Raw genomic sequence first — 25,845 nt, 5'->3', positions numbered from 1 at the left:
AAACTATGGTAGTAGGAGATTTCCCAATCGAAGTAGATACACTGGTCGTTGGATCAGGCCCTGGTGGTTATGTTGCAGCCATTCGTGCAGCACAAACAGGACAAAAAGTAACAGTTGTTGAAAAAGAGCACATCGGTGGCGTATGTCTAAATGTTGGTTGTATTCCTTCAAAGGCGTTGATCTCTGTAGGTCACCGTTTTGAACAAGCGAAACACTCAGATAACATGGGTATCACTGCTTCTGAAGTGAAAATTGATTTCTCTAAAGCACAAGAGTTCAAAAACAGCGTAGTTAAGAAATTAACAAACGGTGTTTCTGGTCTTTTAAAAGGCAATGGTGTTGAAGTTGTAGACGGTGAAGCTTACTTTGTCGATGCAAACACTGTGCGCATCATGAAAGAAGACAGCGCGCAAACTTACAAATTCAAACATGCAATCATTGCAACAGGCTCACGTCCAGTTGAAATTCCGACTTTCAAATATTCAAAACGTGTGATTAACTCAACAGGTGCATTAGCACTTGATGAGGTACCTGGTAAGTTAGTAGTAATCGGTGGTGGATACATTGGGACAGAATTAGGAACTGCTTATGCAAACCTAGGTTCTGAAGTAACAATCATCGAGGGTGGAAACGACATCTTAGCTGGTTTTGAAAAACAAATGACACAAATCGTGAAAAAAGCTCTTAAGAAAAAAGGAGTCGAAGTAGCGGTAAAGGCATCTGCTAAAGGTGTTGAAGAGACAGATACTGGCGTAAAAGTTACCTATGAAGTTGGCGGAGAAGAAAAAACAATCGAAGCTGACTATGCTTTAGTAACTGTTGGTCGTCGTCCAAACACGGATGAAATCGGTCTTGAAGAAATCGGCATCAAATTCGGTGAGCGTGGTTTGATCGAAGTAGATGAGCAGTGCCGTACAAGTGTAGACAATATCTATGCAATCGGTGATATCGTGGCAGGTCCTCAACTTGCACACAAAGCTTCTTACGAGGGTAAAGTGGCTGCTGAAGCAATCGCTGGAGAAAAATCAGTTGTGGATTACCTTGCAATCCCAGCTGTATGTTTCACAGATCCAGAATTGGCAACAGTTGGTCTTTCTGAAGAACAAGCAAAAGCGGAAGGGTACGAAGTGAACGCTGGGAAATTCCCATTCGGCGCAAACGGTCGTGCACTTGCTCTTGATGCAACAGATGGCTTCGTGAAACTTGTTTCACGTAAAGAAGACGGATTACTACTTGGTGCTCAAATTGTAGGTCAAGGTGCATCAGACATGATCGCTGAACTTGGTCTAGCAATTGAAGCAGGCATGACGGTGGAAGACATCGCTATGACAATCCATGCTCACCCAACGCTTGGTGAGATTTCAATGGAAGCTGCTGAAGTTGTAATGGGTCACCCTATCCACATCTTAAGCAAATAATTTCCTAAACCCTACCTGAAAAGGTAGGGTTTTTTGGTATACTGGCTACAGAAAGGGTGTGTCATCTATGAAAAAACAGCTGATCGGCGTTGCTGCACTTGGATTATTACTTGCAGCTTGTAGTGATGAACAGACGGCAGAACCTAAATTTCAAGAGCCCGCTCAGGAAGTCAAGCAAGAGGGACCTGAAGAGGTGGAGGAAGTTGAAGAAGTAGGGGGCGAAGAAGACGTGGTCGAGCCCGTTGCTGCTGAACCGTTGTACAAATTGAATGAAGCAAACTGGAAGTTGGTACCTATTGAGCAAGCGGAAGAAAAAGTAGTACTTCTTACAATTGATGACGCACCGGATACATATAGTCTTGAAATGGCAGAAACCCTTGCCCAACTTGAAGTACCTGCCATCTTTTTTGTAAATGGCCACTTTTTAGATACGGATGAAGAAAAAGAAAAGTTAAAGAAAATTCATGAACTTGGATTTGCTATCGGCAACCATACACAAACTCATCCAAATTTGAAAAACAGCTCGGAAGAACAGCAACAACAAGAAATTCTTGCATTAAATGACACCATCGAAGACGTGTTGGGAGAGAAACCACAATTCTTCCGAGCACCTTTTGGGGTTAATACAGACTTTAGCCGTGAGCTAGTGAAGCAAGAAGGCATGTTATTGATGAATTGGACGTACGGATATGATTGGGAGAAAGACTATATGGAAGCTTCCGCACTTGCAGATATTATGGTCAATACACCGTACTTAACGAACGGTGCAAACTTATTGATGCATGATCGGGAATGGACGGCAGGGGCGCTAGAGCAGATCGTAACGGGCCTTCAGGAGAAGGGTTACGGGTTTGTAGACCCGGATGAAATTCAAGGTGTGGAATAAAATTATAACCAGAATTTCTCAAATTGAGTGAGGAATGCTGGTTTTTTTTCGTGGCGGCGTTCTCCACGTCTAACAATTAGTTTCCATAATATGACTTCGGTAGAAGAAATGTGGATTTGGGTAGAATAAATCTCAGTTTCGGTAGAAGAAAGTATGGTTTCGGTAGAAGAACGACCGCTCAGTCCACAAACAAAAAACGAGCATACACCAAAATCGGTGTATGCCGGCGTTCTTCGCTTCTAAATCTAAAGTTGAGTGGAATGGAGGGGCTGACTCCAGTGGGATTACAGTCTGCCGTGAGATCCCGCAGGAGCCTGCGACGAGGAAGCTCACGCAGCGCCAACGGAAAGCAGCCCCGCAGTGGAACTCAACGTTTTACTTTGTACAATTTCTGAACAGTCGGCTCCACATCTAACTGGAATCGAGTTCCGAACGCCAGAAACACGCTCTGGAATCCGCCTCACCCGCAAAGGCTGGAGAGCGCCTTCACGGGCAAGCCGGATTTCCTCGGAGTTTCTAAAGCGGCGTTTTCCACATCTAAATCTAAAAAATCGCTTTCGTCTCTTTAATCACATGAATCATCTCAAGCGTATCGTCTTCCGGCCCTTGAACCGGTAAACCTGCTTCAATATTCATTGCGATATAGTCGATATTATCTTGCGTAATGATTTCCCCTGGAATGAATATTGGAATACCTGGTGGGTACACCATTACAAACTCTGCAGAAATGCGTCCTGCCGCTTCTGATAACTTCATTGTTTCTGTTTTTGCATAAAATGCATCACGCGGAGACATCGCAAGAGCCGGAATTTCTGGCAAAGTTACTTCTGTTTCTTTAATTTCAGCGTCTGACTCAAATGCAGCAGACATACGTATCAAAGCATTGATCAACAAATTGACCTCTTTGCGTGAGTCACCAAGTGTGATCAAACACAAAATGTTATACAAGTCGGAAAGCTCAACTTCGATGTTCGCTTTTTCACGCAGCCATTTTTCTGCATCGTAGCCCGTGATACCCAAATCTTTTACACTGATCAAGATTTTAGTAGGGTCCATATCATAAGTTGCTGATGTGCGTAACTTCTCGACTCCTGCACAGTACAAGTGAGGGATAGAATTAATACGTTTTCGTGCATCTTTAGAAATCTTAATCGCTTGATCAATCAAATCATATCCATGAATCGCAAGTTGACGTCTTGCCGTATCTAAAGACGCCAGCAGTGGATAGGAAGTAGATGTTGTTGTTAACATCGATAATATCGATTGAACACGTTTTGATGACACAAGTCCTTCACGAACGTTCAACACAGATGTTTGGGTCATCGAACCACCTAATTTATGAACAGATGTCGCAGCCATGTCGGCTCCAGCTTCCATTGCAGAAATCGGGAGTTTATTGTGGAAGTGAATGTGAACGCCGTGTGCTTCATCAACAACGACCGGAATATCACGAGAATGAGCCAGATCGACAATGCGCTTTAAATCCGCTGCAAATCCAAAATATGTCGGGTTAATGACGAGTAAGCCACTAGCATCAGGGTGTGCATCTAGAGCGCGTTCTACAGATTCTGCAGAAATCCCGTGAGAGATTCCCAGTTCCGTATCGACTTCTGGATGAATAAAGACTGGAATTGCGCCTGCAAATACAATTGCAGACATAATGGATTTGTGAACATTACGAGGAACTAATAACTTATCTCCCGGTCCACAAATTGTTAATATCATTGTCATGATGGCACCACTTGTCCCTTGAACAGAGAAAAATGTGGCGTCAGCACCAAACGCTTCTGCGGCTAAATGTTGGGCATCTTTAATGGCACCTTTAGGAGAATGAAGATCATCCAGAGGGGCAATATTAATCAAATCGATCGACAATACATTATCGCCAACGAACTCTCGAAATGCCGGGTCAATTCCTTGTCCTTTTTTATGACCAGGAATGTGGAACTGAATCGGATGCCTGTTACGGTGCTTGAGAAGAGCATCGAACAGGGGAGTTTCTAATTGTGACAACGTGCTAACCACCTTTATTGTTGAAATAGAAAACAAGTGAAGTATAGCATTTCCATGCTACTAAAGAAAGTAAAAAATTGATAGACTGAAAGAGGGAGGGATAGAGATGAAAACACGTGTTACAGAATTATTAGGGATTGAATTTCCAATCATTCAAGGGGGGCTTGCCTACCTTGCCTATTCCGATTTATGTGCTGCCGTTTCAAATGCTGGTGGACTCGGACAAATCACGGCCATGAGCTTGCCGGGGCCGGAAGAGTTACGAGCAGAGATTAAGCGCGTTCGTGAGTTGACGGACAAACCATTTGGCGTAAACTACGCAATCGGGCAGCACGGACGTCCGTTTGAGCATATGCTACAAGTAGCAATTGATGAAGAGGTTCCTGTAGTGACCATGACAGGAGGAAATCCTGCGCCACTATTTGACATGTTACGAGATGTCCCTGTTAAGAAGCTCGTTCTAGTAGCGGCTGTTCGGCAAGCAGTGAAAGCGCAAGAATTAGGTGCAGATGCCGTAATGGTCGTTGGGCAAGAAGGGGGAGGGCATCTTGGACGCGATGACGTTTCTACTCAAATACTAATTCGTAAAGTGACAGATTCGGTTCATATACCTGTAATCGCTTCAGGCGGAATCGCGGATGGATATGGAATTATGTCAGCCTTGGCACTTGGTGCAGAAGGTGTGGAGATGGGAACACGCTTTATTGCAACAAAAGAATGTGTGCATGCATCAGAAACTTATAAACAAGCGATTCTCACAGCGGGTGAGCAAGACACGGTCGTCATAAAGCGTAGTATCGGTGCGCCGGCACGTGCCTTGAAATCTGAATGGACAGAGCGCATCCTTGCTATTGAGAGTGAGACGCCAGAATATGAAGCTCTTAAAAACTATATTAGTGGGGAAGCAAATAAAAAGTTTATATACGAAGGACATGCGCATGAAGGCTTTGGCTGGGCGGGACAAGCGGTTGGCTTAATTGATGATGTGCCATCCGTCGAAGAACTTTTTGAGCGTATTTCGAAACAAATCAATGATGTAAAAGAAAGATGGTGTAACTGATGGCAAATGAGTATAGCTATCCGCTGGAATTCGACTGGACGACAGAAGAAATCGTTGCTGTGATCGAGTTTTATCAAGTCGTCGAGGCAGCTTACGAAAAAGGGACAACGCGTGATACTGTGATGACACACTATAAACGCTTCAAAGAAGTGGTGCGTTCAATCGCTGAAGAAAAAACTTCATTCCGAGAGTTTGAGGGAGTGAGTGGGTATGCTGCATACCCAGTGGTGAAAGCTGCAAAAGAAGGGCAAGAAAAAATTAAAATCATGAAAAAGAACTAAACGGCACAAGCCGTTTAGTTCAGTGAAGTCATTTCACGATAGAGTGGAAGTAACTCCTCAAATGTTTCATCGACAAACTGATAAAACTCTTTTTTCGACAGGGCAGCTGTTTCATCGACGTTTAGGTGACGTCCGATGACGAGCTCGCCTTTTTTTATTGTACGAAGACGTGTCAAATAGTGACTCGTCGTGGATTTTGTAATCGGTTCTGCATCAGGTTTCATATGATCACCTGCAATCAAGAAGTCGCTCGGCAAGGATGTAATCAAAGACGTTTTTTTACCGAGACGATCCGCAATTGCCGATTTAGTCGGCGCTTCATAAATCACAGCGAGAATGACAAAGAGGTGACTTTCCCATAATCCGATTTGAAAGTGTGGCAATGCTTTGTAGCCGCGCTTATAAGGTGCAAAGGCTACCCAACTATCTTTAGGTGGATTGACCGTTCTGCGAGCATGCTTGGCAACATGTGGAAACATTTCGTGACCAAGCTTTGCAGCAAGTTCATCCGAAAAATGAGCCCCTAGCTCATGAAATTTCGGTCGAATATGTGTGTCAAGTCCCTCCATTCTAGCCTCGAGTCCTTCTTTTTTAAATACGTTGAAATCTTTTTTTGTCCAATAACTCATGAAAAAACTCCTTTCCTCTAGGTTTAGTTTATATGACATCCGGGTAAAAATCTTGTAACAAGTATTCGACAGAAAGGGGGACTTACAATGCGCCAAGTCATTCACATTGTTCGAAAAGATGAGATAGACAAACAGAGAAAGCAAATGCTAGAGCTAGATCTTGATTATTTCTTAGCTTCCTTGCATGATGCTATCGAGAGACAAGACAAAAAAGAGATAGAAGGCGTAAAACACCGACTTTTCGAAATCACAAATGAACTGAAGGAGTTATCGACCTAATGAAGAGCTTAATAACGTAAAGCACCCACTGCAACTTTAATGCCAGAGGGTGCTTTTTTTGTTACACTAAAACCACGTACAGGAGGTGGAGAACAAATGAATTTATCCCAGCTAGATGCACTTGCTCAAGACATCATCATTCGAGCAGGAGAACGCATCAAGCAATCACTACATAAAGAAATGACAATCACTGAAAAAAGTTCTCCTTCAGATCTTGTCACCAATATTGACATGGAGACAGAACAATTTTTTGTGAAAGAAGTGAGTGAAGCTTTACCTGAACACCGTTTACTTGGTGAAGAAGGATTTGGTGATACCATTACAGATTGGGACGGCTACGTTTGGATTGTAGATCCTATCGATGGAACAACAAATTTTATTAATCAACAGCGCAATTTTTGTATAACGGTTGGTATCTATAAAGACGGAGTAGGCGAACTCGGCTATATCTATCAGGTGATGACAGGTGAACTGATTTCAGCCATTCGTGGCCAAGGTGCTTATCAAAATGGAGTTCTCTTGCCTCAGTTAAAAAATGTAGAATTTGAAGATAGTTTACTAGGCGTCAATGCTTCTTGGGTAGCACCAAACCGTCACATTGACCATCACCAAGTCGCGAAGCTTATCAAACGTGTTCGTGGTACAAGATCTTATGGGTCAGCTGCACTTGAGATTAGCTATGTCGTCACAGGAAGGTTGGATGCGTACTTCTCGATGCGTCTTTCAGCATGGGACGTAGCAGGTGGAATGGTCATTGCAAACGAAGTGGGAGCACTTTGTGGAACGCTTGGTGGCGGGGAATTTGATCTGTTGAAAAAACAGCCGTTCATTATTGCTAATCCTGCATTATTCGAGGAACTCGTTAAAGATTATTTAATTTCATAGAAAAAGCTGCCAAAGTCGGCAGCTTTTTTTAATCGAGTAATCCTTTTTCTCGGTACTCTTTTTTAGTTTTAAAACCAAGGCCCATTACTACAGCAAGTGCTAAAATTGCAAGAATGACAAAAGGAACACTGCGGAATGAAACAGCTATACCAATAGAAGCCATCGCTAAAATAGCAAGGATTGAATATAGGACGAATACCCATTTAATCGATTTCATCGGACTTTTCCTCCTTAAGGGAAAAACTCAAAGGTGTTTTTTATATGCTTTCTGTGCTATAATATCACAGTTATGGACTCGAAAAAAGAATATGGAGTGGAAAAATGACTAATACTCGTCAAGATTTACGTAATATCGCTATTATTGCTCACGTTGACCATGGAAAAACAACGTTAGTAGACCAATTGTTGAAACAATCAGGTACGTTCCGTTCAAATGAACATGTAGAAGAACGTGCAATGGACTCGAATGACATTGAAAGAGAGCGCGGAATCACGATTCTTGCTAAGAATACCGCGATTCAGTATAAAGATACAAAAATCAATATTCTAGATACACCTGGACACGCCGATTTCGGTGGAGAAGTAGAACGTATCATGAAAATGGTAGATGGTGTTCTTCTTATTGTAGATGCATACGAAGGCTGTATGCCACAAACTCGTTTCGTATTGAAGAAAGCTCTAGAACAAAACCTGCAACCAATCGTTGTAGTAAACAAAATTGACCGTGACTTTGCTCGTCCGGAAGAAGTGGTTGATGAAGTTTTAGAACTATTCATCGAACTAGATGCAAATGATGACCAATTAGAATTCCCTGTAATTTTTGCTTCAGGCATGAACGGTACTGCGAGTCTTTCATCAGACCCTGCAGATCAAGAAGAGAACATGCAGGTGATTTATGATGCAATCATTGAAAAAATCCCAGCACCAGTAGACAACAGTGACGAAGGACTTCAATTCCAAGTAGCACTACTTGACTACAACGACTATGTTGGACGTATTGGAATTGGTCGCGTATTCCGCGGAACAATGACAGTAGGTCAACAAGTTTCACTAATGAAACTTGATGGAACTGTGAAAAACTTCCGTGTAACGAAAATGTTTGGTTTCATGGGCTTAAAGCGTATTGAAATTCAAGAAGCAAAAGCTGGAGATCTAATTGCGGTTTCTGGAATGGAAGACATCAACGTTGGGGAGACGGTTTGTCCGATTGAACAACCAGAAGCACTACCAATTCTGCGTATTGATGAGCCAACTCTTCAAATGACGTTCCTAGTAAACAACAGTCCTTTTGCAGGTCGTGAAGGGAAATGGGTTACAGCTCGTAAGATTGAAGAACGCTTGCTTGCACAACTTGAGACAGATGTTTCTCTACGTGTAGAAGAAACTGATTCTCCAGATGCTTGGGTCGTTTCAGGTCGTGGTGAGCTTCACTTATCGATTTTAATCGAAAACATGCGTCGTGAAGGATTCGAGATTCAAGTTTCGAAACCAGAAGTTATTGTACGTGTAATTGACGGCGTCCGTATGGAACCTGTTGAGCGCGTTCAAATTGATATTCCGGAAGAGCACGTTGGTTCTATCATTGAATCAATGGGTGAACGTAAAGGTGAAATGCTTGATATGATCAACAACGGATCAGGTCAAGTTCGTTTGATCTTCATGGTTCCTGCTCGTGGATTAATTGGATACACAACTGATTTCTTAACACTTACACGTGGATACGGAATCATCAACCATACATTTGATAGCTACCAACCAATGGCGCAAGGCCGTGTTGGTGGACGCTCTAAAGGTGTTCTTGTTTCTATGGAAACTGGAAAAGCATCGGAGTATGGGATTCTTGGAGTAGAAGACCGTGGTACGATCTTCGTAGAGCCAGGTACAGATATTTACGAGGGTATGATTGTTGGAGAGCATACGCGTGATAATGACTTAACTGTCAACATTACAAAAGTAAAAGCTGCAAACAACATCCGTTCTGCAAACAAAGAAGCAACAACTACGCGTAAAAAGCCACGTATTATGACACTTGAAGAAGCGTTAGAATACTTGAATGACGATGAGTACTGTGAGATCACACCTCAATCGATTCGTTTACGTAAAAAAGTGCTTGATAAGAACGAACGTGAGCGTATTGCTAAGAAATTGAAGTACGCGGAGCAATCCTAGGAAGGAGAGACTCTAAGTGGAAGAACAAGAATTTGTCTTTGGTCGGATGTCAGCACTATCCCGGTTCATATACGAGCAGATGCCTAACTTTGATGTGGCAGGGTATGTCTTGTTTTTTATCATTTTCGCCTTGTCTGTTCTCGTTTATAAACTTGGATTCGCCAAAAGATTGCGCTTAGGACAAAACATTGTGATCTATCTATTTTTGTTCATTGGCTGTCTAGTACTGACGTTTTTGGCATTTTTCCTGCCAATCGTCGAGGGCTTGATTGTCGCTGCGATGATCTTAATCATCTATAAAATCCGTATGCGTCTTGAAAAGCGAGGCACGACGGCATAACAAAAAACCTCGGAGAAATTTTTCTCCGAGGTTTTTTAAAATTCATTTTCAGTAGGGTGAGAACTTCTAAAGAATCGAAAGTTTCCAGTAGCTACTCGTGCTTCTGTCTTCACACGAATACGTTCGTCACATTCCGGACACATATAGGTCGTGATTGAACGATTTCGCAATTTCTTTGCTAGTGGCAGATCATCTTCTAAGCGGTCAATACGGTCACAAATCACACATTTCACCCGCATCCTATTCCACCCGGAAAGCACTAACATACTTGAGAGGGGCGTTCAGATTGCTTCCATCTTTATGAAGCAGATAAACGGGACCATCTTCTTTTAATGGCTTTCCTTCCTTGGAAAATTGGACAAGCAATGTCGGTAGGTCTGCCAGTGAATAACGAACTTCTGAGCCCTTTGTTTCAATGACCAAGTTTGAAGCGTCTGAAGCTGGTTCGGCATTTTTGATAAATGACTCTAGCGGCATAGCGTATGAATTCGTGAGTAATTTTGTACGCTCGTATTTCTTCTCAGACTTTAAAGTAGGTGGAAATACGGCACCTTCTGTAATCTCACGAGACCACTGCTTTGATGTTACATCTGTGTACTCATCTTCTTGATTCACTTCTTGATATTGCTCACTAAAAAACTCATCTAGATCGACTTTACGATCATCAAAAATCCATACTGTAGGATCAATTGTGATTGGAAATTTCACAGCACCTTTTACTGGAATAATCATATCCATAGTTTTTCCCTCCAAGTTCTATCTGTAGTTAGTATACCGTGAAAGGAAAGAGGAACAAAGTATTTTTCCTTAACTGCACCTCGTCTCTGCTTGCAATTTTAGTGGTAGAAAGATACACTTTAAGAAGGCAAACTAGAATTTTTAGATGGGGGCGTCCTCATATGGATATACAAATCGAGCAGTCGTATCGTGACAAGGCCCTATCGCTTTTGAAAAACGATGCTGATAAAATTGCTCAGTTGATTAAAGTGCAACTGGACAACCTAACAATGCCGCAATGTCCTCTTTATGAAGAGGTATTAGATACGCAAATGTTTGGTCTCTCTAGAGAGATTGACTTTGCTGTGAAGCTTGGCCTGATTCAACGAGAAGAAGGCAAAGAAATTCTCGCGTCACTTGAAAAGGAAATGTCACTTTTACACGAAACATATACTGATCGTAAATGAACTCAAACAGTCCGTGTTTGAGTTTTTTTACTACATAAATTCTGCACACAAAATCTATTACGAACAAGAGCAAGGTGACTTCTAAATGAAAACTTATTTGAAACGTTATTTTAGTTATACAGATTTTTCAATTGTCTTTGTCTATTTGGTGTTGTGTATTTTCGGACTCGTCATGATTTACAGTTCTTCATTTTATTGGGCAGTAGAAAAATATGACTGGGCCCCCGACCACTTTTTCCAACAACAAAAAACCAATCTGCTACTTGCAGTGCCCGTCTTCTTCTTCATGTCCTTATTTCCTTACAAACACTTTAAAAATAAATATATGATGATGTTGATGGTCAGTGTGATGTTCCTATTGCTCATACTCGTGCACTTTATCGGAAGTGGAGGAGCAGCTGGTTCGCAGAGCTGGTTATATATAGGACCGATCAACCTTCAACCTTCTGAAGTAGCAAAGATTGTGCTCGTATTGTATTTCTCAGGTTTGTTTGCTAAGAAGATTCAAAAAGGGACTTTAAATGATTTAACGAATTCAATCTATCCGCCAATTATCATCATGGCAGCAGCGGTCGCATCCATCATGTTAGAGACAGATGTAGGGAACTCTATGATCATTACATTTGTATGTATTACAGTGATTGTTGCAAGCGGCGTAAAATTTAAAGTGTTCTCAAAATTACTCGGCTTAATTTTTGGCGCTTTTCTGATAATTGGTATTTTGCTATACTTTTTTAGAGAGTCAATAATTACACCAAAACGTCTTGGTCGACTCGAAGCATTTTTTAATCCATTTGCCTATGAGGATTCCTTCGGCTACCAGATTGTAAACGGCTACTTAGCGATTGGTTCTGGTGGGCTTACAGGCCTTGGTCTTGGAAACTCCAATCAAAAATATGGCTACTTACCTGAGCCTCATACGGATTTCATTATGGCAGTGATTGCAGAAGAACTTGGGATTATAGGTGTAGGGATTATTTTACTCGGCATTTTCTTCCTAGTATTTAAGGGCCTCTCGATTGCACTTACGGGTCGTGATCCACATGGACGAATGATAGCAGCTGGAATCGCATCCATTTTTGGCTTCCAGACATTTGTGAATTTAGGCGGAATGCTAGGAGTTATTCCACTTACAGGTGTGCCATTACCTTTCATCTCGTATGGAGGGACCGCACTGATCTTATTTTCAGCAGCACTTGGAATTTTAGTAAATGTATCGATGTTTGCACGGTATGAAAAATCTAAAAATTGATGCAAAGGGTGGCGATGAAACATGGGTAAAATTAATAAGATTTTAGTAGCAAACCGCGGAGAGATTGCAATTCGAGTATTTCGAGCTTGTACCGAACTAGGTATTCGTACAGTTGCCATATATTCTCGCGAAGACAGCGGCTCATTTCATCGCTTCAAATCAGATGAATCGTATCTGGTGGGAGATGGGAAAAAACCAATTGATGCGTACTTAGACATCGAAAACATTATTGAAATCGCGAAAGAAGCTGGCGTGGATGCTATCCATCCAGGGTACGGTTTCTTGTCTGAAAATCTAGAGTTCGCGAAACGTTGTGAAGAAGAGGGAATCATCTTTATTGGCCCGACTTCAAAACACCTCGATATGTTCGGGGACAAAGTGAAGGCACGTGATCAAGCGATTCAAGCAGGTATCCCTGTCATTCCAGGCAGTGATGGTCCAGTCAGCTCTCTAGAAGAACTAGAAGCGTTCGGTGATACATACGGCTATCCACTTATGATTAAAGCAGCACTCGGCGGGGGTGGTCGAGGCATGCGTGTGGTACCTACAAAAGAAGATTTACAGGAAGCATATGATCGTGCGAAATCGGAAGCAAAAGCAGCTTTTGGTTCAGATGAAGTGTACGTTGAAAAATTTGTCGACAAACCAAAACATATTGAAGTACAAATACTAGGGGATCGCCATGGCAACTTGATTCACTTGTATGAGCGCGACTGTTCTATTCAACGTCGCCATCAAAAAGTTGTTGAGATTGCGCCATCTAACGCACTTAGCAATGAGTTGCGTATGGAGATTTGTGATGCGGCTGTCAAACTGATGAAAAACGTTGATTACGTCAATGCAGGTACGGTTGAATTTTTAGTGACAGATGATGAGTTTTATTTCATTGAAGTAAATCCTCGTATTCAAGTAGAGCATACAATCACTGAAATGATTACGGGAATTGATATCGTGCATGCACAAATAAAAATTGCCTGCGATCTAAGCTTAGACAGTGAAGAGATGGGTATACCAGCACAAGACAAAATTCCATTGTTTGGGTACGCTATTCAGTCGCGAGTAACGACAGAGGATCCATTAAACCAATTCATGCCAGATACAGGAAAGTTAATGGTGTATCGTTCTGGTGGTGGTTTTGGAGTGCGTCTTGATGCCGGAAATGGCTTCCAAGGTGCTGTTATTACGCCTTACTATGATTCATTATTAGTAAAAGTCTCCACTTGGGGGATGACATTTAAAGAAGCGGCTGCGAAGATGGACCGAAACTTGCAAGAGTTCCGAATCCGAGGAATCAAAACCAATATTCCGTTTTTAGAAAACGTGGTCAAGCACCCGAATTTCATCGAAGGAAAGTTCAATACAAGTTTTATCGATACGACGCCTGAATTATTTTTGTTCCCATCTCGTCAAGACCGCGGGACAAAATTATTATCTTATATCGGGAATATATCAGTGAATGGATTCCCAGGAATCGAGCGCAAACCGAAGCCTGTGTTCCATATTCCGCCACAAGCGAGCCAAAAATTCGATGTATCCTCTCTTTCTGGTACGAAGCAGCTCCTTGATCAACATGGACCAGAGGCGGTCGTGAAGTGGATCAAAGAGCAAAACGATGTGTTGATTACAGATACTACTTTCCGTGATGCGCACCAATCATTACTAGCGACACGTGTGCGCTCATACGATATGTATCAAATCGCCAATCAAACAGCTCATGGCATGAAAGACGCCTTCTCGTTAGAGATGTGGGGCGGAGCAACATTTGACGTTGCGTATCGTTTCTTGAAAGAAGACCCATGGGAGCGCCTTTTAGTTCTTCGTGAACGCATTCCAAATGTATTGTTCCAAATGTTACTTCGTGGTGCGAATGCTGTCGGGTATAAAAACTATCCAGACAATGTCATCCGTGAATTTGTTCAAAAATCTGCAGATGCAGGAATTGATGTTTTCCGAATCTTTGATAGCTTGAACTGGATCAAAGGAATGGAAGTAGCGATTGATGCGACTCGTCAAGCGGGCAAGATTGCAGAAGCAGCCATTTGTTATACAGGCGACATATTAGACGACAGCCGTCAAAAATACACGGTTCAGTATTACAAAGATATGGCGAAAGAACTTGAGGCTGCTGGAGCTCATATTTTAGCGATCAAGGATATGGCGGGGCTTTTAAAACCAGAAGCTGCGTATCGATTGATCAGCGAATTGAAAGAAACAACGGATTTACCGATTCACTTGCACACACACGATACAAGTGGAAACGGAGTCTTCCAATACGCACGTGCTATCGAGGCTGGTGTAGATATCGTGGATACAGCATTAGGGTCGATGAGCGGACTCACGTCTCAACCTTCAGCTAGCTCACTTTCTTATGCATTAAAAGGCATGGATCGCACAGTACGCACAGATGTTGGGGAACTTGAGCAATTGTCTCAGTACTGGGAAGAAGTACGAAAATACTACAGCGACTTCGAAAGTGGCATGAAGAGCCCGCACTCTGAAATCTATGTGCATGAGATGCCAGGTGGTCAGTACAGTAACTTGCAACAGCAAGCGAAAGCTGTTGGACTGGGCAAGCGCTGGGAAGAAGTAAAAGACATGTATTCTCGCGTCAACTTGTTATTTGGAGATGTCGTCAAAGTTACCCCGTCCTCTAAAGTAGTGGGAGACATGGCACTCTTTATGGTACAAAACGATTTAGATGAATATACAGTGTTAACAAAAGGGCAGTCACTCGACTTCCCAGACTCGGTCATCGAGTTCTTCGAAGGATACATTGGACAGCCATATGGCGGTTTCCCGGAAGAGTTGCAGCATGTCATCTTAAAAGATCGTAAACCAATCACAGTTCGTCCAGGTGAGCTTTTAGAGCCTGCGAATTTCGAGGCCGTTCGCGATGAATTGTTCAACAAGTTAAACCGACCAGTAAGCAGCCATGAAGTGCTTGCACACATTCTTTATCCAAAAGTTTTTGAAGAGTATCGTGCGACAGTGGATCAATTTGGGAACGTTTCAGTTCTCGATACGCCAACATTCTTGTACGGAATGAAACTTGGAGAAGAGATTGAAGTGGAAATCGAAAAAGGGAAGACGCTGATGGTCAAACTAGTTTCAATCAGTGATGCGAACCTTGAAGGGCAGCGAACAATCTACTTTGAGCTAAATGGGCAACCACGTGAAATTTATATTCAAGATGTCAATGTGGAAGTCAGCCATGTAGCGAAGCGTAAAATTGAGCCGGGCAACGAGCAGCATATCGGTGCAACGATGCCAGGAACTGTTTTAAAAGTCGCTGTGGCAAAAGGAAGTAAAGTGAAACGTGGGGAGCACCTGTTGATCACAGAAGCCATGAAGATGGAAACGACGGTTCAAGCACCGTTTAATGGAGTGATCCAAGAAATCCATGTAGTAGCAGGCGAAGCCATCTCACCAGGTGACTTACTAATCGAAATTGAAAAAGCTTAATAGAACTATAAAAAGCACCGCTTCTTGTGAACTGTACAAGGAGCGGTGCTTTTTTTGGAAGTAGCCTATCTAGATAGTGTTTAAAAAATTTAGAAGTGTCATTCTTGAAAAGAGTGCAGGGGTGACTCCAGCGGGATTAAAAGCGGAAGCTGAGACCGAGGCTCAGCCCGCGCCCGCGGAATGCTTCCCCTGCACGCCCTAAACAATTAAAAAAGAGAGATTCTCAATTGCGAGAACTCTCTTTCGATTTTTTACTATTTATTAATCGCGCGTATAATACGCTCGGCTTCGTGAAACAAGAAGTATCATGTAACAAAGGAGTCCGAACAATAACGTAATAAACAATGAGTGGAACAGAGCCACATATAAGTTTAAGCGAGTCAAAACAGATAACATGCCCGTCGTTGCTTGAAGAGCAACCAATGTAAAAGCAATAATCCATCCGTAGTAAATCACTTTCTGAGACTTATAATTCTTAATGGCATAAATCATAATGTACAGTAACCAAATGAAAATCAACGCTGCTGCAGCTCGGTGGCCCATTTGTACCCATTCGTACATATTGCTAGGGAGTGCAAATTCATCATTTCGACAAAGCGGCCAATCGCGGCAGATCAAACTCGATTCTGTATGGCGAACTAAAGCGCCTGTATAAATGACGACATAGGAATAAAGCGTAACACCGATTGTATGCCATCTTAACTTTTTATCGATCACTATTTTGCTAGAAGCAAACTTCTTATCTACTTCAAATACCAATAATGTTAATAAGAAAACTGCTGCAAATGAAATTAATGAAATTCCAAAGTGAAGAGCAAGGATGAAATCACCTTGTCCCCATAATACTTGAGCCGCACCGATAAGTGCTTGTAACACTAGGAAAAAAACAGAAGTGATTGCTAAAAATTTTGTCTCACGCACATGTCCGATTCGTCGCCAAGACCAAATCGCAAGAGCGAGAATAAGAACGCTGACAGCTAATGTGACCGCGCGGTGTGAAAACTCGATTAATACTTCGGCTGTAATTTCTTTTGGAATCAAATTTCCGTTACAGTCTGGCCAGTTCCGACCACAACCAAGACCACTTTCAGTCTTTGTAACGAGAGCCCCTCCAAGCAAAATCATCAACATACCAAGTGTCGAGAGTACCGAGAGGACTTTTAATAATGGATGTATTTTCACTGCTTCACCTTCATTTCTATACCTTGTCTGCTCTTTAGATGATAGCGAAAAAAGCACTAAAAAACAACGAACAAACAGGTACCATCCTGTGACGGCTATATGATTTCACACTTTGTTCATAAATTCGTACCTTCCTTTTCACAACTCGACAACAGAAATCCATTACTATTAAGATGTTATGACAAAATGACGATGTAGGCCATAGATTTGTGAAATTCTCGGAACACGCTAGAAATTCATACGGTTTTTAGTTATAGTTAAGAGTAGCAGATTATGCTTACATGAATGAAAGGAGGCGCAACATGTCGAACAGTACGACATTAGCTACAACGTCTGAGCCGACTGTCGAATCGACAACGTGGATGCAAGATTTTTTAGCACTTATTAAAATTGGCATTGTGAATTCCAATTTGATTACTGCATTTACAGGTATGTGGTTGGCTTTTCAATTGACGGGACGTAGCTTTATACAGGAATTTGATCTAGTACTGCTGACAATTGGAGGATCTGCACTCATAATTGCTGGTTCGGCAGCGATGAATAACTGGATTGACCAAGACATTGATCCAATTATGAAGAGAACACGCAAGCGTCCAACAGTAACAGGTCGTTTTTCAAGTTCGTTGGTTCTGACGATTGCTCTGACTTTGCTCGTTGTAGGCGAAATATTGTTATTTATGGCATCTACATCTGCTGGTGTTTGGGGACTTGCCGGCATCATTAGTTATGTCGTGCTCTACTCTATGTGGTCAAAACGGAAACATGTCAGCAATACAGTTGTAGGAAGTATTTCAGGAGCTATTCCACCATTAATCGGGTGGGCGGCAATTGAACCTGTGATTGGCTGGGAAGCTTGGGCATTATTCTTAATTATGTTCATCTGGCAACCACCGCACTTCTATGCACTTGCTATGAAGCGAACAGAAGAATACCGAGCAGCTGACATTCCAATGTTACCAGTAGTAAAAGGCTTTAAACGCACAAAGCGCTCCATTTTAATTTGGGTACTTGCATTGTTACCAGTTCCTTTCTTACTAAGTTCATTAGGAACAGGGTTTTTAATCCTTGCAACAGCTCTCAATCTTGGATGGCTATGGCTTGCTCTAAAAGGCTATCGTACGCAAGATGATTTAAAGTGGGCAACCAAAATGTTTGTTTATTCCCTAAACTACATGACGATCTTATTCGTATCGATTGTGATCTTTGCAATCTTTATCTAATAAGAACCATGTAGAGCACATCCGTAAGCGAAGAACATTACAACTATGAAAGTGGGGTTTGATTTAGCGATGATGAAAGGGCTAAAAAAATGGCGACTCTTTTCAATGCTAGCGGCGCTTATGTTTTTCCTAGCTGCCTGTGGCCAAGAGCAAATTTCAACTTTGACTCCACGAGGTCCAGTAGCTTCTGAACAATTTAACTTATTGATTCTTTCTACTGCAATTATGACCTTCGTAATTATTGTCGTTGTTGTTGTCTATGTAATGGCACTCATGAAATTCAGACGCTCAAAAGTTGGGGAAGATACAATTCCTGAACAAGTAGAAGGAAACACTAAACTTGAGATTCTTTGGACAGTTATTCCAATCATCTTACTCGTTATTTTGGCAGTTCCGACTGTGTATTATACATATACACAAGCTGAAGTAGCTGGAATGGAAGAAGTAGACGAAGAAGGTAACAAAACAGCATTAACTGTAAACGTAAACGCACACCTTTACTGGTGGGAGTTTGAATATCCAGACTTAGGCATCGTAACTTCACAAGAGTTAGTCGTTCCTACTGGAGAACGCGTTTACTTCAATTTGATGGCAGCAGATGTGAAGCACTCCTTCTGGATTCCATCAATCGGTGGTAAGTTAGATACAAACGTTGAAAACATGAACAAATTCTACTTAGAATTTGATATTGAATCTGAAGGCTTAAAAGATGGCGTTTTCTACGGAAAATGTGCTGAGCTATGTGGTCCGTCTCACGCACTAATGGACTTTAAAGTAAAATCTGTTAGCCGCGAAGATTTCGACGCGTGGGTAGCAGCTGCGAATGAAGAACCATCTGCACCTGAATCTGATCTAGCAGTTCAAGGTGAAGAGTTATTCGTTCAAAACGGTTGTATCGGATGTCACGCAGTATCTGCAGTTGGCGGAGCTGTTGCACAGGGACAAGGTCCAAACGTGGCGACATTTGGCGATCGTAACCGAGTAGCTGGTTACTTAGATTACACGGAAGAAAACTTAAAAGACTGGATCAAGAATCCACAAGAATACAAGCCAGGAAACAATATGCCTGAGTACCCTAACTTATCAGATGAAGAGTTAGATGCTTTAGCTGCGTATTTAATGGGCTTATCAGTAGAAAATAAGCAATAGTCGAAGGAGGTAGGAACTGTGAGCGCAATCGCACAGAAAAAAGGCTTTGGCTCCGTATTATGGGACTGGCTTACAACAGTTGACCATAAGAAAATTGCCATCCTTTATTTAGCATCAGGTGGATTCTTCTTCATTGTCGGTGGTATCGAGGCAATGCTGATTCGTATCCAGTTAGCTGTACCGGGTAACGACTTCTTAAGTGCCGGTCTATACAATGAAATCCTTACTATGCATGGTACGACAATGATTTTCCTTGCTGCCATGCCGATATTATTTGGATATATGAATGCCGTAGTTCCACTTCAAATTGGAGCACGTGACGTTGCATTCCCATTCTTAAACTCACTTGGTTTCTGGTTGTTCTTCTTCGGAGGAATTTTCCTTAACCTATCTTGGTTCATGGGAGGAGCGCCAGATGCTGGATGGACATCGTATGCATCGCTCTCGCTTTACTCACCTGGAAATGGTATTGACTTCTACGCACTTGGACTTCAGGTCTCTGGGGCCGGTACGTATATTGCCGGGATTAACTTCCTAGTAACAATCATTAACATGCGTGCACCTGGTATGACATATATGCGTATGCCACTATTCACGTGGACAACGTTTGTCGCATCTGCACTTATTTTATTCGCATTCCCACCACTTACAATCGGTCTTTTCTTCTTGATCTTTGACCGTATGTTCGGTGCGAACTTCTTTGATCATACAATGGGTGGAAACACAATTATCTGGGAGCACTTATTCTGGATCTTCGGTCACCCTGAGGTATACATCCTGATTTTACCGGCATTCGGTATTTTCTCTGAAATCTTTGCCATCTTCTCACGTAAACGTTTATTCGGTTACTCAGCGATGGTATTTGCAACAGTTCTTATCGGTTTCTTAGGATTCATGGTATGGGCTCACCACATGTTTACAGTAGGTCTTGGGCCAACAGCAAACGCAATCTTCGCTGTAGCGACCATGGCAATTGCGGTACCAACTGGTGTGAAAATCTTTAACTGGCTCCTCACAATTTGGGGCGGTAGCATCAAAGTCACAACACCAATGCTTTACGCTTTAGGATTTATTCCTTCATTCGTAGCAGGTGGAGTAACAGGGGTCATGCAGGCAGCTGCACCACTTGATTACCAATTACACGATTCATACTTCATCGTAGCTCACTTCCACTACGTAATCGTAGGTGGGGTAGTACTAGCAATCTTAGCGGGTCTGCACTTGTACTGGCCGTTAATGTTCAACCAAATGTTAGATGAGAAACTTGGAAAAATCACATTCTGGTTATTCTTCTTCGGTTTCCATGCAACATTCTTTATCCAACACTTCTTAGGATTAATGGGTATGCCACGTCGTGTATTCACATTCGTAGGAGATCAAGGTTGGGACGCATTCAACGCAATCAGTTCTGGTGGTGCCGTATTCATGGCACTTGGAGTTATCGTGTTAGTGGTGAACATCGTGAAAACTGTTGTTCAAAACAAACCGGCTGGAACGGATCCTTGGGAAGATGGACGCACACTTGAGTGGGCGATTCCACAACCAGTACCATTCTACAACTTCAAACGTACACCACTTGTTCGTGGTCTAGATACATTCTGGATCGAGAAACAAGAAGGAAATAAAGAAGGTATGACATACGCTGAACCACTTAGCGATATTCACATGCCAAACAACTCATTCATTCCATTTGTAATGTCACTTGGTCTGTTCATCGCATCATTTGGTGCACTTTACAACGGTGAAAAAACGTGGGCTGTTCCGGTACTAGTAATCGGTCTAGCCATCACACTTATCTCTATGGGTGTCCGTTCATGGAAAGATGACCACGGATATCATATCCATAAAGAAGATTTAATGGATGACAAAGGGGGTAAATACTAATGGCTGAAGAAATTAAATATACCCCACAAACGTGGCCGGAACATCCGGAAACGGCTAATCTTGAAGGTAAAAATAAGTTCTTAGGTTTCTGGTTATTCCTTGGTGGAGAGACTGTTCTCTTCGCATCTTTATTCGCAACATATTTAGCGTTGAAAGATAAAGGTCCAGAAGGTATGACATTCACGACACAGTCTTTGTTTAGTGAAGGATTACCTCTTGTATTCCTTATGACGATGTTACTTTTAACATCTTCTTTAACATCTGTTTACGCAATGTACCACATGAAGAACTTTAATTTCCGTGGTATGCAAACATGGATGGCAATCACTGTATTACTAGGTCTAGGATTCTTGGCTCTTGAGATCTACGAGTTCTATCACTATGTACACATTGGTTTCTACTTCTCACAGAGTGCTTTCTCTTCTGCATTCTTTACATTAGTTGGAACACACGGTCTTCACGTAGTGATTGGTTTAGGATGGATCATCCTTCTTATGCTACGTAATGCAAAACGCGGATTGTCTGTATACAATGCGCAGAAGTATTACACAGCTTCACTATACTGGCACTTCATTGATGTTGTGTGGGTATTCATCTTCACAGTAGTTTACTTGATGGGAGTGATGGGTTAAGATGGGTCACGATACACATGTTGTTGTAGCGAAAAACAAGACACAATATGAATACGCGCGTCGCAAACGTTCACATCACATGCAAATGCAAGTCGTTACTTTTGCGATTATGATTTTCTTAACATTTATCGCTTTTGCAACAGTAGCTGCAGGCATGTCTGCATTCTATGTAGCACCTATCATCTTGCTTCTTGCAGCAGTACAAGTAGTCCTTCAACTTTATTATTTCATGCATATGAGTGATAAAGGCCATAACATGGCTGCGTTCTTCTTATACAGTGGCGCATTGTTCGGCTTTACATTTGTCATCACATTCTTAACGATTGTTTGGTGGTAAGTGAGAAAGGCCCCCGGTTTGGGGGTCTTTTTTTATTTATAGGTACCTGTCCCAAACACTATTCTGACATTCATGACTATTCATTCATCATGCAAATTGACAGCTGATTTTTTCGTTATTATATACATATTTATAAATTGTGTTGGAATTGTTTGGGGGACAGGTACCTTTTGGGAACTGCTGGGATTTATTTATTTCACTTCATTTGATTGGGTGACAGGCACAGATTCTTCCAAGACTAGAGTGGAGTGGAGGGGCTGCTTTCCGAGGGCGCGTCGTGAGTCTCCTCGGCTGCGAGAAGTGCAAGCTTCTCGTATGCCAAGAGGAGGCTCCGGTATGCTCCCCCTGGAACTCACTACCGTAGCGCCAGAGATTGACGACATTAAAAGTTCTAGAGTGGAGTTCTCCACATCTCGGGTTATCGGGTTTCGACTTCGAATGAAATCGAGTTGCGCCTCCTAGAAATCCCGCAAAAAGCCATCGCATCCCATGAAGCAAAACACGCTTCACGGGCTCCGCTGTCATTTCGCACAATTTCTGACCAGTCGGCTCCACATCTAATAAGAATGTTCACTCCCTGTTCATTGATGTGAACGCATTTCGGGGCTATAATACAAGTAGTGACTGCATAAGGAGAGGTGAGATACCTTGTCAATTTCAGAATTCGGTTTTGTCGCAAACTGGAGTCCCTATCTATTTGTTATTCTAGCTCTACTCACAGCGGGCTATTTCTATATCACCGGACCAGGACGTCATCGCTTTGCTGTGTCTGAGCCAGTAACATCTTCAGAACGTTCATACTTTGTAGGGAGTATGCTACTTCTGTACATCGTCAAAGGATCACCTGTTGACTTGATAGGTCATATTTTATTCTCGGTACATATGGCACAAATGGCTATACTGTTACTATTAATTCCGATCCTCCTGATGAAAGGGATTCCATGGTGGATTTGGGAGACGCTTCTCAGCAAACCGCTTTTTGCAAAACCCTTTAATTTTGTAACAAAGCCATTGCTAGCGCTAGTTGTATTTAGTGCATTCTTTTCTTTCTACCACATTCCATTAATTTTTGATCAAATCAAAATGAATGAAATTTTACACACCGTAGTGACATTCGCGTTATTCTTATCTGCCATCTTTATGTGGTGGTCTGTGGTCGATGTGACGAAAAATCAAAAAACGCTACATGGGCTCAAAAAAATTGGATTTATTATAGGAAGTGCCGTATTAATTACACCCGCTTGTGCGCTTATCATTTTTGCAAGTGACCCGATGTATGCTACTTATACAGATGCAGATGCTTGGCAAAAAGCGATGGAGCTTTGTGTTCCAGCATCGACTCTTTCCCAATTATCTTTATCTGGACCAGAATTATTTACAAGCATGTCAGCTCATGAAGATCAACAGCTTGGCGGAATCATTATGAAAATTATCCAAGAGCTCATTTATGCTGTATTGTTATCTAGTGTATTTTTTGCTTGGTACCGTAATGAGCAAGACCGAGCAGATGAAATTACAGAACAAGCTATTCGCGATCTTCAAACGAGAGTATAAAGACTTAAAGGAGAATTGGAATGACGCTACCCTTATTGCCAACAATCAGTACATTTTTTATTGTACTCAGTGCTATACTAGTCGCAATTGGCTGGTACTTGATCAAGCAAAGAAAAATTGAAGCACATAAAAAAACGATGCTAGCTGCTGCTGCATCGGCATTAACATTCTTTATTATTTACGTATCGCGCACACTTTTTGTTGGAAACACAGCATTTGGTGGACCAGACGATATCAAAATTTATTACACGCTATTTTTAATCTTCCATATTATTTTGGCGACTACAGGTGCTGTGTTTGGTCTTACCACACTTTACTTAGGTCTCAAAAACAACATCGAAAAACATCGCAAATGGGGACCAATTACATCAGTAGTCTGGTTTTTTGTAGCTATTACAGGAGTCGCTGTCTATTGTCTTCTTTACGTATTCTATACGGGTGGAGAAACGACTTCACTTTTTAAAGCAATATTAGGGAATTAATAAAAAGCCTTTCCGATCACTTTGATCGGAAAGGCTTTTACTATAGTTTGAAATCTAATTTAATAATGCCAGCTTCTTTAGCTGTCGTGAAAATGATAACGACCAATGGGCCTACGATAAAGCCTACCAAGCCAAATAATTTAGCACCAATAAACATAGCGATTAAAACAGCAAGTGGGGAGAGTCCCATTTGAACACCCATAACTTTAGGTTCGACTGTTCGGCGAATGATCAGAAGAATAATTCCTAAAATAGTTAATTTTGTTCCAAGTGCGATATTTCCCATCGCGAATGCGCCAATTGCCCAAGGCGCCATAATAATAATGGAGCCGAGTATTGGGATTACATCAATTACCCAGATAATAAGGGCCATCACTAATGCATATTCCGGAATAATAATATATAAGCCAACTAAACTAGCAAATAAAATGATGAAACTCACCATTACTTGGGCTTTCATAAAACCAAAAATAACGCGTTTAATTCCAGAATACATAAATAAGATTTTATCTGCAGTTTCGTTAGAGAAGTAACTAAAAAACTTCCCACGCAAGTTTGGTAGATCTAACATAAATAAAAAGAGAGCAATTAAAAACACAATAAAACTTACAAGCAAATTTGGAATTCCAGCCAACAAGCTTGTGATGTTGTCGTAATTGACAATTGCTAAAAGTGAAAGTTGTAAACTATTTAAAGTGGCATCGACTTCAGTTTGAATGGACTCCACGACTTCGAGGGGAAGACCTGCAGTTAAATCAAAAAGTTGATTTTGTAAATTGATCCATATAACACCCAAATCGTTTAAGTAAGAAGGGAAGGCTTTTGACCATTCGATAATGCGTGAAATTAATGAAGTAATCATAAAGTAAAATAAGAGGATAAACAATCCGAACGTTAGTGTGTAATTCACTATTACGGAAGTTTTGCGGCTCAACTTAAAGCGATTTTGTGAAAAATGTACAAGTGGTTCAACAAAAATGGCAACAAGTAATGCCAAAATGATAGGTACCGAGACCGGCAAAATGACAAGTGCGAGAATAGCTAAGATAGTTAGTAAAATAATATTTCGTACTAGTGTACGATCGATTCGTTTCACTTTCACTGCATGCGCTCCTTTAGAAGTAGGTAAGAAAAAAGAGTAGAGTGACCTCTACTCCTTTCAAATTATGCGCGAATCTCAAATGCTTGTAAGTCAGCACGGATAGATGCAAGCGTTTGTTCACATGATTTTAGTAAGTGTTTTGGGAACACTTCATCTTCTCCGTATTCAACACCGTGTGGATAGTAGTGCTTTCCAACAACCGGCTTCATTAGAGTCATCATCGCATCGTGTGCACCGACATCTCCATCCGTTGTATACGTAAACACGCGAAGGTAATATGTGCCCTCACGAATTACAAACTTCTTGTCATACGTAGCACGCTCATAGTCCCATGCACCAGCACGAACCATTCCATGTTTGTTCATAATGTCATCCAGTAGGTTCAAATCCACTACTAAATTCTCTAGACCAGTATTTTCAAAATACATGGAACACCCTCCTTTAG

At 41.7% G+C, this 25,845-nt stretch carries 26 protein-coding genes; 18 read left to right on the top strand and 8 right to left on the bottom strand.

Annotation, left to right across the window (positions count from 1 at the left end; genetic code table 11):
* Positions 1-5 precede the first annotated feature (5 nt).
* Positions 6-1,418 (top strand): dihydrolipoyl dehydrogenase, encoded by a 1,413-nt coding sequence (lpdA, locus tag AB5N96_RS01490; protein WP_392456099.1) that lies wholly within the window; start codon positions 6-8, stop codon positions 1,416-1,418.
* 67 nt (positions 1,419-1,485) lie between these two features.
* Entirely contained in the window at positions 1,486-2,304 is an 819-nt protein-coding gene (locus tag AB5N96_RS01485) for a polysaccharide deacetylase family protein (RefSeq protein WP_499704462.1), read from the top strand.
* Positions 2,305-2,847: 543 nt separating this feature from the next.
* Here the strand turns inward: AB5N96_RS01485 and AB5N96_RS01480 are convergent.
* Positions 2,848-4,317, bottom strand: a complete 1,470-nt coding sequence (locus AB5N96_RS01480) for an aminotransferase class I/II-fold pyridoxal phosphate-dependent enzyme (RefSeq protein WP_204588932.1) — start codon at positions 4,315-4,317, stop codon at positions 2,848-2,850.
* 100 nt (positions 4,318-4,417) lie between these two features.
* Here AB5N96_RS01480 and AB5N96_RS01475 point away from each other — a divergent pair, with 100 nt between their 5' ends.
* On the top strand, positions 4,418-5,377 hold the full coding sequence (locus tag AB5N96_RS01475) for a nitronate monooxygenase (protein WP_204589363.1): 960 nt from the start codon (positions 4,418-4,420) through the stop codon (positions 5,375-5,377).
* Positions 5,377-5,658, top strand: coding sequence for a UPF0223 family protein (locus tag AB5N96_RS01470; RefSeq protein WP_204588933.1), 282 nt, complete (start codon positions 5,377-5,379; stop codon positions 5,656-5,658). The genes AB5N96_RS01475 and AB5N96_RS01470 overlap by 1 nt, the downstream gene beginning before the upstream one ends.
* A gap of 14 nt (positions 5,659-5,672) precedes the next feature.
* Here AB5N96_RS01470 and AB5N96_RS01465 read toward each other — a convergent pair whose 3' ends face one another.
* Positions 5,673-6,287, bottom strand: coding sequence for a YktB family protein (locus AB5N96_RS01465; protein ID WP_499704461.1), 615 nt, complete (start codon positions 6,285-6,287; stop codon positions 5,673-5,675).
* Positions 6,288-6,374: 87 nt separating this feature from the next.
* Between AB5N96_RS01465 and AB5N96_RS01460 the strand changes: the two genes are divergently transcribed.
* Entirely contained in the window at positions 6,375-6,566 is a 192-nt protein-coding gene (locus AB5N96_RS01460; RefSeq protein WP_204588935.1) for a YkzI domain-containing protein, read from the top strand.
* A gap of 96 nt (positions 6,567-6,662) precedes the next feature.
* Positions 6,663-7,451, top strand: coding sequence for an inositol monophosphatase family protein (locus tag AB5N96_RS01455; protein WP_204588936.1), 789 nt, complete (start codon positions 6,663-6,665; stop codon positions 7,449-7,451).
* A 28-nt stretch (positions 7,452-7,479) separates the two neighbouring features.
* Here the strand turns inward: AB5N96_RS01455 and AB5N96_RS01450 are convergent, their stop codons facing one another.
* Entirely contained in the window at positions 7,480-7,668 is a 189-nt protein-coding gene (locus AB5N96_RS01450; protein WP_204588937.1) for a YlaF family protein, read from the bottom strand.
* A 104-nt stretch (positions 7,669-7,772) separates the two neighbouring features.
* Between AB5N96_RS01450 and typA the strand changes: the two genes are divergently transcribed.
* Entirely contained in the window at positions 7,773-9,620 is a 1,848-nt protein-coding gene (typA, locus tag AB5N96_RS01445; protein WP_204588938.1) for a translational GTPase TypA, read from the top strand.
* Between the two features lie 16 nt (positions 9,621-9,636).
* Positions 9,637-9,960: a YlaH-like family protein gene (locus tag AB5N96_RS01440; RefSeq protein ID WP_338032415.1), complete on the top strand. Its 324-nt coding sequence runs from the start codon at positions 9,637-9,639 to the stop codon at positions 9,958-9,960.
* A 35-nt stretch (positions 9,961-9,995) separates the two neighbouring features.
* Here AB5N96_RS01440 and AB5N96_RS01435 read toward each other — a convergent pair whose 3' ends face one another.
* Positions 9,996-10,199, bottom strand: a complete 204-nt coding sequence (locus tag AB5N96_RS01435) for a YlaI family protein (RefSeq protein ID WP_499704460.1) — start codon at positions 10,197-10,199, stop codon at positions 9,996-9,998.
* 1 nt (position 10,200) lies between these two features.
* Complete coding sequence (locus AB5N96_RS01430; protein ID WP_499704459.1) at positions 10,201-10,698, bottom strand: peptidyl-prolyl cis-trans isomerase; 498 nt, start codon at positions 10,696-10,698, stop codon at positions 10,201-10,203.
* Between the two features lie 161 nt (positions 10,699-10,859).
* Between AB5N96_RS01430 and AB5N96_RS01425 the strand changes: the two genes are divergently transcribed.
* The 3 genes from AB5N96_RS01425 (at position 10,860) to pyc (ending at position 15,858) form a co-directional block, all read left to right on the top strand.
* Positions 10,860-11,144, top strand: coding sequence for an Fpa/YlaN family protein (locus AB5N96_RS01425; RefSeq protein ID WP_204588941.1), 285 nt, complete (start codon positions 10,860-10,862; stop codon positions 11,142-11,144).
* Between the two features lie 85 nt (positions 11,145-11,229).
* Positions 11,230-12,396 (top strand): FtsW/RodA/SpoVE family cell cycle protein, encoded by a 1,167-nt coding sequence (locus tag AB5N96_RS01420; RefSeq protein WP_204588942.1) that lies wholly within the window; start codon positions 11,230-11,232, stop codon positions 12,394-12,396.
* A 21-nt stretch (positions 12,397-12,417) separates the two neighbouring features.
* Complete coding sequence (pyc, locus tag AB5N96_RS01415; protein ID WP_499704458.1) at positions 12,418-15,858, top strand: pyruvate carboxylase; 3,441 nt, start codon at positions 12,418-12,420, stop codon at positions 15,856-15,858.
* 261 nt (positions 15,859-16,119) lie between these two features.
* Here pyc and AB5N96_RS01410 read toward each other — a convergent pair whose 3' ends face one another.
* Positions 16,120-17,040, bottom strand: coding sequence for a COX15/CtaA family protein (locus AB5N96_RS01410; RefSeq protein WP_338032416.1), 921 nt, complete (start codon positions 17,038-17,040; stop codon positions 16,120-16,122).
* 302 nt (positions 17,041-17,342) lie between these two features.
* On the opposite strand from AB5N96_RS01410, the gene cyoE reads away from it, so the two are divergent.
* The 7 genes from cyoE to AB5N96_RS01375 all read left to right on the top strand — a co-directional run bounded on the left by cyoE (position 17,343) and on the right by AB5N96_RS01375 (position 24,298).
* A complete protein-coding gene (gene cyoE / locus AB5N96_RS01405) occupies positions 17,343-18,260 on the top strand; it encodes a heme o synthase (RefSeq protein ID WP_204588944.1) in 918 nt (305 codons plus the stop codon).
* 69 nt (positions 18,261-18,329) lie between these two features.
* The gene (gene coxB / locus AB5N96_RS01400; RefSeq protein ID WP_204589366.1) at positions 18,330-19,409 is read left to right on the top strand and encodes a cytochrome c oxidase subunit II; all 1,080 of its coding nucleotides are present in this window, start codon (positions 18,330-18,332) and stop codon (positions 19,407-19,409) included.
* A gap of 18 nt (positions 19,410-19,427) precedes the next feature.
* Positions 19,428-21,293 carry a cytochrome c oxidase subunit I gene (locus AB5N96_RS01395; RefSeq protein WP_499704457.1) on the top strand — a complete coding sequence of 622 codons (1,866 nt, stop codon included), beginning with the start codon at positions 19,428-19,430 and terminating at the stop codon, positions 21,291-21,293.
* Complete coding sequence (locus tag AB5N96_RS01390) at positions 21,293-21,925, top strand: cytochrome (ubi)quinol oxidase subunit III (RefSeq protein WP_204588946.1); 633 nt, start codon at positions 21,293-21,295, stop codon at positions 21,923-21,925. Before AB5N96_RS01395 ends, AB5N96_RS01390 begins: the two co-directional genes overlap by 1 nt.
* A gap of 1 nt (position 21,926) precedes the next feature.
* A complete protein-coding gene (gene ctaF, locus AB5N96_RS01385; protein WP_342525934.1) occupies positions 21,927-22,262 on the top strand; it encodes a cytochrome c oxidase subunit IVB in 336 nt (111 codons plus the stop codon).
* 648 nt (positions 22,263-22,910) lie between these two features.
* Positions 22,911-23,816 (top strand): cytochrome c oxidase assembly factor CtaG, encoded by a 906-nt coding sequence (ctaG, locus tag AB5N96_RS01380; protein ID WP_342525933.1) that lies wholly within the window; start codon positions 22,911-22,913, stop codon positions 23,814-23,816.
* Positions 23,817-23,836: 20 nt separating this feature from the next.
* Positions 23,837-24,298 (top strand): DUF420 domain-containing protein, encoded by a 462-nt coding sequence (locus AB5N96_RS01375; protein WP_204588949.1) that lies wholly within the window; start codon positions 23,837-23,839, stop codon positions 24,296-24,298.
* 40 nt (positions 24,299-24,338) lie between these two features.
* On the opposite strand, the gene ytvI is transcribed toward AB5N96_RS01375, so the two are convergent.
* Positions 24,339-25,400, bottom strand: a complete 1,062-nt coding sequence (ytvI, locus tag AB5N96_RS01370; protein WP_338032417.1) for a sporulation integral membrane protein YtvI — start codon at positions 25,398-25,400, stop codon at positions 24,339-24,341.
* A 62-nt stretch (positions 25,401-25,462) separates the two neighbouring features.
* Entirely contained in the window at positions 25,463-25,828 is a 366-nt protein-coding gene (locus AB5N96_RS01365) for a YugN family protein (RefSeq protein ID WP_499704456.1), read from the bottom strand.
* Between the last annotated feature and the right edge of the window lie 17 nt (positions 25,829-25,845).

Source organism: Chryseomicrobium imtechense (assembly GCF_041475995.1).
Lineage (GTDB): Bacteria > Bacillota > Bacilli > Bacillales_A > Planococcaceae > Chryseomicrobium > Chryseomicrobium aureum.
Note: the sequence above shows the minus strand (reverse complement) of the source record. Positions and strands in the feature narration are given on the sequence as shown.

Bases quoted from the DNA above. Each gene is read 5' to 3' on its own strand.
- lpdA (WP_392456099.1), top strand. From the start codon at position 6: ATGGTAGTAGGAGATTTCCCAATCGAAGTAGATACACTGGTCGTTGGA.
- AB5N96_RS01485 (WP_499704462.1), top strand. From the start codon at position 1,486: ATGAAAAAACAGCTGATCGGCGTTGCTGCACTTGGATTATTACTTGCA.
- AB5N96_RS01470 (WP_204588933.1), top strand. From the start codon at position 5,377: ATGGCAAATGAGTATAGCTATCCGCTGGAATTCGACTGGACGACAGAA.
- AB5N96_RS01465 (WP_499704461.1), bottom strand. From the start codon at position 6,287: ATGAGTTATTGGACAAAAAAAGATTTCAACGTATTTAAAAAAGAAGGA.
- AB5N96_RS01460 (WP_204588935.1), top strand. From the start codon at position 6,375: ATGCGCCAAGTCATTCACATTGTTCGAAAAGATGAGATAGACAAACAG.
- AB5N96_RS01455 (WP_204588936.1), top strand. From the start codon at position 6,663: ATGAATTTATCCCAGCTAGATGCACTTGCTCAAGACATCATCATTCGA.
- AB5N96_RS01450 (WP_204588937.1), bottom strand. From the start codon at position 7,668: ATGAAATCGATTAAATGGGTATTCGTCCTATATTCAATCCTTGCTATT.
- typA (WP_204588938.1), top strand. From the start codon at position 7,773: ATGACTAATACTCGTCAAGATTTACGTAATATCGCTATTATTGCTCAC.
- AB5N96_RS01435 (WP_499704460.1), bottom strand. From the start codon at position 10,199: ATGCGGGTGAAATGTGTGATTTGTGACCGTATTGACCGCTTAGAAGAT.
- AB5N96_RS01430 (WP_499704459.1), bottom strand. From the start codon at position 10,698: ATGGATATGATTATTCCAGTAAAAGGTGCTGTGAAATTTCCAATCACA.
- AB5N96_RS01425 (WP_204588941.1), top strand. From the start codon at position 10,860: ATGGATATACAAATCGAGCAGTCGTATCGTGACAAGGCCCTATCGCTT.
- AB5N96_RS01420 (WP_204588942.1), top strand. From the start codon at position 11,230: ATGAAAACTTATTTGAAACGTTATTTTAGTTATACAGATTTTTCAATT.
- pyc (WP_499704458.1), top strand. From the start codon at position 12,418: ATGGGTAAAATTAATAAGATTTTAGTAGCAAACCGCGGAGAGATTGCA.
- cyoE (WP_204588944.1), top strand. From the start codon at position 17,343: ATGTCGAACAGTACGACATTAGCTACAACGTCTGAGCCGACTGTCGAA.
- coxB (WP_204589366.1), top strand. From the start codon at position 18,330: ATGATGAAAGGGCTAAAAAAATGGCGACTCTTTTCAATGCTAGCGGCG.
- AB5N96_RS01390 (WP_204588946.1), top strand. From the start codon at position 21,293: ATGGCTGAAGAAATTAAATATACCCCACAAACGTGGCCGGAACATCCG.
- ctaF (WP_342525934.1), top strand. From the start codon at position 21,927: ATGGGTCACGATACACATGTTGTTGTAGCGAAAAACAAGACACAATAT.
- AB5N96_RS01375 (WP_204588949.1), top strand. From the start codon at position 23,837: ATGACGCTACCCTTATTGCCAACAATCAGTACATTTTTTATTGTACTC.
- AB5N96_RS01365 (WP_499704456.1), bottom strand. From the start codon at position 25,828: ATGTATTTTGAAAATACTGGTCTAGAGAATTTAGTAGTGGATTTGAAC.